We start from the raw sequence: 6,217 nt of genomic DNA, 5'->3' as shown, positions 1-6,217 counted from the left end.
CCTACCTGGCCGAGCACGTCGACGACCGGATCGAACGCCGGCGCCTGTCGGGCAGTAAGGACCGCGGTGACGTGTCCGGACTGCGCCACATGGGCGAGCGGGTCGTGGTCGAAGTGAAAAACACGGCCCGGCTCGACCTGGCTGGTTGGGCTGCCGAGGCCGAAACGGCCCGCGGCAACGATGACGCCGTGGCTGGAGTTGTGGTGTCCAAGCGGCACGGCAAAGGTCAGGCGGCTGACCAGTGGGTGCATATGACCCTGGCCGACTTTGTCGCCCTACTCACCGGGTCAAGGGAGCATCTCGAAACCGAGGGAGTTGAGTAATGAATCCTGGCGTGACTACGCGTGACGCGAAACTACAGGCGTGTGATTCGTCTGGTATCCTGTTTGCAGAACTGAACAACCGAGCCGCAATTAAGGCGGCCCCCGAACGCGCTGGTAACGCGATCGAGGGCCTGACCACGGCTCCACTCCTTTTGTTGGACTCAGGAGAAAACCATGGCTGACGCCAACTCTAACAGCGGCATGACCGCATGGACCCCACCACTCTCGGACGTGCGCCGGGATCGCTGGTCACGTCCCTACGTCACCCCACCCGGCGGCGGCGCCCCCAAGCCGTACCAGCGGGTTACCACGTTCGTTTCCACGCTGGAGGATCGGGCGCAACTGGAGAAGTGGGCCAAGCGCATGGTCGGGGTCGGCCTGGCCGCCCGGCAGGCCGATCTCCTGTTCGGGCTCACCCCGCACGTGCCCGTACTGGTCCAGCCGCACGGGGCAACCGTCAACACAGACGGGGAGCAGGCGTGCGCCTGCGGCAGCCCGCTCAACAAGTACGGCGACTGCCAAGCCGAACGGGACGCCAAACGCGGCGCCGACGAACTGATCCAGCAGGCATTGGACGCGGCCGCGGTCAAAGCCAAAGCCAACATCGGCACGGCCTGGCACGCCATCACCCAGAAACTCGACGAAGGCGGCGACCCCGGGCAGTTGCCGCCTGGCTACGACAAGGCGCTGCAAGCGTACGCCGACATCACCCGCGGCTGGCAGTGGCTGCACATCGAACAGCTGATGGTGTGCGACGAGTTCGCGGTGGCCGGCACGCCCGACCGGATCGCCATCATTCCCGGGCTGGGGCCGACCATCGTCGACCTCAAATCGGGCGCGTCCACCCTCAAGTTCGGCATGGCCACCGTGGCCATGCAGCTGGCCTGCTACAGCAGGTCGCTGCTGTACAACCACGAAACCGGAGCGCGGTCAGGCGTCGACGGGCTCAACCAGGACATTGGCGTGGTGGTCGCACTCAGCCCGTTCTCCCTCGACGTGGAACTGCGCACCGTTGACCTGCAGGCGGGCTGGGAAGCCTGTCGCCATGCCGCTTTCGTCCGCGACTGGCGCAAACGCAAAGACCTCGCCGGGCCATTCTCCCCAGCCACGGCGGACGGCCCGCCCCCCGTGGCGCCGGCCAAGCCGCTGCGAGCGCCCACCCGCGAAGCCATTACCCAGGCCATCCGGCACTGCCGCACCCGCGAGGCGCTGCTGGCGCTGTGGCAGGCGTCGGCAGAGAAGGGCGCCTGGGACGACACCCACACCGAGCAAGCCAAACACCAGCTCGCCCACCTCGGCGAGACCATCAGGAAGGAAGCATCATGACCGATCTCAACAGCCTCAACTTTGAAACCGTCAACGTCCCGGCAGGTAGCTATGTGGGCTGGGGAAACCATCAGGGCCAGTTCGTCGCCGGCGCCGTCCTCGACTACGAACCCGAAGGCGGCACCGACTTCAACGACAACGCCTGCCCGAAACTCACCATCGACCTGATGGCCCCGGCGGCTTCATTCAACAAGGCGGGGGAGCGCACCGACTATGACACCGGCGAGATCGTGGTGCTCAACTGCGGCCTGGCCAACCTGAAACGGGCCGTCAAGTACGCCAACCTCGAACCCGGCGACGTGGTGCGCATCGATCTGATCGGATTCGAGAAGGTCGACAAGGGCACGGTCAAGCTGTTCGAGGTGAAGGTGGCCCGTGGCGCGGCGAAGGCCCGCGTGGCCCGGCCGGCCGCCCAACCCGCGCAGTCGTTCGGCCCGGGGCCGGATATGCAGCAGTTCCAGCCCCAACAGGCAGCCGCCCCGGCTCCTGCCCAGCAGTTCCAGCAGCAGCCGCCCGCGCAGTCGTTCGGTGGCGGATTCGACACCGCGCAGGCCCCGTTCTGACCGATGACCCTCGCCCAGCCCTGTTTTCGCGGGGGCTGGGCGGGAGTGATCGATCAGCGCCGAAAGGACACCCCCGTGATCACACTGGAGCAAGCCGAGATCGCCTGCCGGGCCGCCATGGACGCCGGCGACTGGGAGTTGGTCTGGTCCCACTATGAACCGCTCATCGATGAACTGCAGGCGCTGCAGCGGCCACAGGGCAGCCTGCCCGGAGCCGCCCTGTGGTACGCCTCCCAGGGCGTCCCGGTGTTTCCGTGCTGGCCGGGCGGGACGAAGGGGCGGGACGGCAAGCCACTGGACAAGGCGCCCATGACCCGCACCGGGGTCAAGGCCGCCACCACTGACCCGGCACAGATCCAGTCGTGGTGGGAGCGTGAACCCCGCGCCAACATCGGCCTGGCTACTGGCGCACGCATGGATGTGATCGACCTGGACGGCACGGAAGCCTGGGCACAATGGCAGGGCCTCGCCACCCAGCCGGCCGTGCTGGGCCGGGTGAAGACGCCGCGGCCGGGCGGCTGGCACCTGTGGGTGCCGGTGTCGGGTCGGGGCAACCGCGCCGGCATGCTGCCCGGGGTCGACTACCGGGGGGCGGGCGGCTACGTGCTGGCCCCACCGTCGCAGATCGTGACCGACACCTACCAGGGCGCCTACCGCTGGGCAGTGCCGCCCGTGCTGCGCACCGAGCAGGACCCGGCGGTGGCCGCATGAAGCTCTGGTTCTGGTGCTGGCGCGGGCGTCTGCACGCCGCCGAGGTGGTGGGCTACAACCACCGGTGGGGATATGCCGAAGTCATCGCGGACGATCGCACCACCTGGACCGTGCCACTGCAGCAGCTGCGGATCGGGGACGCGTGACCACCTGGGAAGAACTGTGGGACGCCCCGCAGCAGCGACCCGCGCCGACCGGGCCGCTCCTGCCGCCCGGCGACGCCTCGGCGTACGCCCTGGCCGCCCTGGCCCGTGAAGCCGAACTGGTGCGCCATGCCCCCGAAGGCACCCGTAACGACACCCTGAACCGGGCCGCGTTCAACCTGGCCCAACTGGTCGAAGCCGGCCATCTGGCCGAGGCCGACGTCCGAGACCACCTCGAACAGGCCGGGCGACAGGCCGGGCTGTCCGAACTGGAGATCCGGCGCACCCTGCGCTCAGGCGTGACCGGCGGGCGGCGCTCCGGCCCGCGTGCTGTCGAAGCACTCGACCACGGCTGCAAGGTCACCGAAACCACCCTCGACGACATTCTCGGCGTGGCGGCACCGCTGCCAGCCACCGAGGACCCCGCCGGCCACCCGTTCTGGGATGCCCGACCCGTGCACAGTCATATCCGCCAGTTCGCCTACGCCCGCATGTGTTCACCCTGGGCCGTGCTCGGGGTGGTGCTGCTGCGCGTACTGGCCACCGTCCCGCCGCATGTCGTCCTGCCCGCCCTGATCGGCGGGCACGGATCGCTGAACCTGTTCTGCGGCCTGGTCGCTCCCTCCGGGGGCGGCAAGGGCGCCAGTGAGGCCGCCGCCGCCGATTGTGTCAGCCTGCCCGAGTCGGTGCTGCGCGCCCCGGTCGGCTCGGGCGAAGGCTTGTCGCACCTGTACGTGCGGCGGGACAAGAAGACCGGTGACGTGGAGCAGGTCAACACCTCGGTGCTGTTTTCGGTTCCCGAGGTGGACACGCTGACCGCGCTGGGCGGGCGGCAGGGGGCCACCCTTCTTACCCAGCTGCGATCCGCCTTCTCCGGTGAGGAATTGGGCTTCTCCTACGCCGACCCGACTCGCAGAATGCCAGTCAAAGAGCATTCCTACCGGCTCGGGATGACGGTCGGCATTCAGCCCGACAAGGCTGGCCCCCTGCTGGATGATTCCGATGGAGGCACCCCGCAGCGATTCATTTGGCTGCCGGCCACCGATGCGGGAATCACCAACAATCCGCCCCCAGAGCCACAGCCGTGGCCTATTCCCGGCCGAATGTGGGGCGGAATGCATGCCCTCAGCATTACCGGGTTCCGCACCATTCAAGTGCCGGATGAGGTGGTGGCAGTGATCCGGGACGCCCATGCCGCCCGCGGCCGGGGCGAAGGTGAGGCGCTGGACGGTCACGCGCTGTTCTCCCGGGAGAAGGTGGCGGTGGCTCTGGCTGTACTTGACGGGCGCACTGACATGAGCCTGGAGGACTGGGAGCTGTCCGGCCATGTCATGGCCATGTCCGATTGGACCCGGACGCAGATCCAGGCCCGGCTCACGGTGAAGGCGCGGCAGGCCGACGAGGCCCGGGCCGACCGGGACGCGAGGATCGCTGACCGCACCGAGGAGGCGCGCGAGGAGAAGGCGCTCAAGCGGGTCGGGCGGGCGCTTGTTCGACGTCTCGCCAACGGTGAAATGACGTTGGGAGACCTCCGCAGGAAGACCACGTCGAGAGATCGCGGTTTCGTCGAGGATGCAATCCACCGACTCGTGGATGCGGGCGTGGTGGCGACCCGGGAGGCGCACGAGAGCGTACTGGTGCGGCTACTTGAGGGCGGTGGCAGCGGTGAGTGACGTGTGGCCAACCATGTGGCCATTTGTGGCGATGGCCACATGCCCCTCCGTCTCTGACGGTTATCCACAGACTGTTGATAACTCTCAAATCGCTCTGACTAGGGTTGTAATACAAAAATATGCAATCGTGGGTACGCGTGAGGATCCAGCGACGCGCCCCGATGGCCACACGCCACATTTGGCCACATCGGGGTGGCTTTACTGGCCAGTGGCCAGGGTGTACACTTTGGGCCATGAGAACCCTGTGCCCCAACTGCCATGCCGAACTCACCGCGACCGTCTCTCTGGAGCAGTACACCCCTCATCCGCCCACACGGCTGCAACCGCAAGGGCGACCCGCAGTGGAGCGTGTTGCTCAACTCATCCTCGACCACTTGCAGGACGGTCCGCTCGCCAGTGCGGAGGTCCGGCGTCGGATTACCTCGCGAGACCGACCCCACTGGGACGATGCGCTCGCCCTGCTCGATCAGGACGGCTTGATCGAAATCACGAGAACATCACGGAAGACGCTTCTCGCTCTCGCCTAACGCTTGTCGGGTCGGCTGGTGACCGATGATCACCGAACCCACCCGCTGCCCCCAGTGCCGGACCCTCACCCTTAACCAATGGGACGCCACCCCACTCAGCCCGATCGGTGAAGCACTCGCCTGGCTGGACGGCCGACCAACCGCCACAGCCACCCCGGATGGGACGGGCGTCGACCTGACGCCCCGTGACGCCGACGCCATCGCCACCGCCCCGGCCGGCTCCTGCGACACCCTCCCCGCCCACAGCTGTGGCACGGGGATGCTGCCTACCGCCCCCACCATCCACGCCCCCGCCATCAGCCCGACCAAGGCGCTCATGGAGGCGACGTTCGGCCACGGCTATGGCTGGCGCGCCGCCACCGCCACGCGTTGCCGCTGCAAGGCCTGGACCCTGGCCGGCCCGGACGCCGATATTGGCGCGTTCACTCGGGTGGTCGATCCGGTCGACCTGAGCGGCTACGGCCAGGCGCTCGCCGTGGCGTCCGGCCGGGAGATCATTCGCTGCGCCTGGCACGGGAAAGGCGTCCGCCTATTTCATCCGTGGGATGCCCTGCCATATGGCATTCGTGAGTTTCATCGTTTCGCAGAGCATGAATGTGGGCGCCTATTGCCGGGAGTCTTCCCTGAAACACTAAATCCGGCCGTTCGGTATTCCCCCGAACTGCTGGGCGATTGTCCATACTGAAAGGAGCCGCATGAGCAACCTCACCGACGCCCTCGTCTACCCGCACGCCTGCTGCGAAGAAGTCACCCGCAACCACGAGGTGGAACCCTGCGGCCGGGTCGCTGTCGCCCTGGTCGACCATCCCGGCAGTGACCTGGTTGAGCCCGGGGTGTGGCCGGTGTGCAAACGCCACGTCGAACAGCGGCGCAACGTGCTGGTGCCGCTGGCCGACCTGCTGGCGGTGGCGTGGGAGCAGGGATACGCCCGTGGCGTACGTGACCAAGAAT

The 6,217-nt window shown here is 67.6% G+C and carries 8 protein-coding genes; all 8 read left to right on the top strand.

Annotated elements, in window-relative coordinates; translation table 11 throughout:
- Positions 1 to 323, top strand: a 323-nt coding sequence (locus tag Q0283_RS16665) for a hypothetical protein (protein WP_298045710.1), incomplete at its 5' end; no start/stop codon positions are given.
- 174 nt (positions 324 to 497) lie between these two features.
- Positions 498 to 1,649 carry a hypothetical protein gene (locus tag Q0283_RS16660; RefSeq protein ID WP_298045709.1) on the top strand — a complete coding sequence of 384 codons (1,152 nt, stop codon included), beginning with the start codon at positions 498 to 500 and terminating at the stop codon, positions 1,647 to 1,649.
- Positions 1,646 to 2,212 carry a hypothetical protein gene (locus Q0283_RS16655; protein WP_298045706.1) on the top strand — a complete coding sequence of 189 codons (567 nt, stop codon included), beginning with the start codon at positions 1,646 to 1,648 and terminating at the stop codon, positions 2,210 to 2,212. The genes Q0283_RS16660 and Q0283_RS16655 overlap by 4 nt, the downstream gene beginning before the upstream one ends.
- Before the next feature lie 75 nt (positions 2,213 to 2,287).
- Positions 2,288 to 2,923 carry a bifunctional DNA primase/polymerase gene (locus Q0283_RS16650; RefSeq protein ID WP_298045704.1) on the top strand — a complete coding sequence of 212 codons (636 nt, stop codon included), beginning with the start codon at positions 2,288 to 2,290 and terminating at the stop codon, positions 2,921 to 2,923.
- Positions 2,920 to 3,069, top strand: a complete 150-nt coding sequence (locus Q0283_RS16645; protein WP_298045703.1) for a hypothetical protein — start codon at positions 2,920 to 2,922, stop codon at positions 3,067 to 3,069. Before Q0283_RS16650 ends, Q0283_RS16645 begins: the two co-directional genes overlap by 4 nt.
- Complete coding sequence (locus Q0283_RS16640; RefSeq protein WP_298045701.1) at positions 3,066 to 4,739, top strand: hypothetical protein; 1,674 nt, start codon at positions 3,066 to 3,068, stop codon at positions 4,737 to 4,739. Before Q0283_RS16645 ends, Q0283_RS16640 begins: the two co-directional genes overlap by 4 nt.
- 552 nt (positions 4,740 to 5,291) lie before the next feature.
- Entirely contained in the window at positions 5,292 to 5,951 is a 660-nt protein-coding gene (locus tag Q0283_RS16635) for a hypothetical protein (RefSeq protein WP_298045700.1), read from the top strand.
- 10 nt (positions 5,952 to 5,961) lie between these two features.
- A partial coding sequence (locus Q0283_RS16630; protein ID WP_298045699.1) for a hypothetical protein occupies positions 5,962 to 6,217 on the top strand: 256 nt, incomplete at its 3' end.

The organism is uncultured Citricoccus sp., from assembly GCF_937871995.1.
Classification (GTDB): Bacteria; Actinomycetota; Actinomycetes; order Actinomycetales; family Micrococcaceae; genus Citricoccus.
The sequence above is the reverse complement of the archived record's forward strand: the minus strand, read 5'-3'. Positions and strand labels throughout refer to the sequence as shown.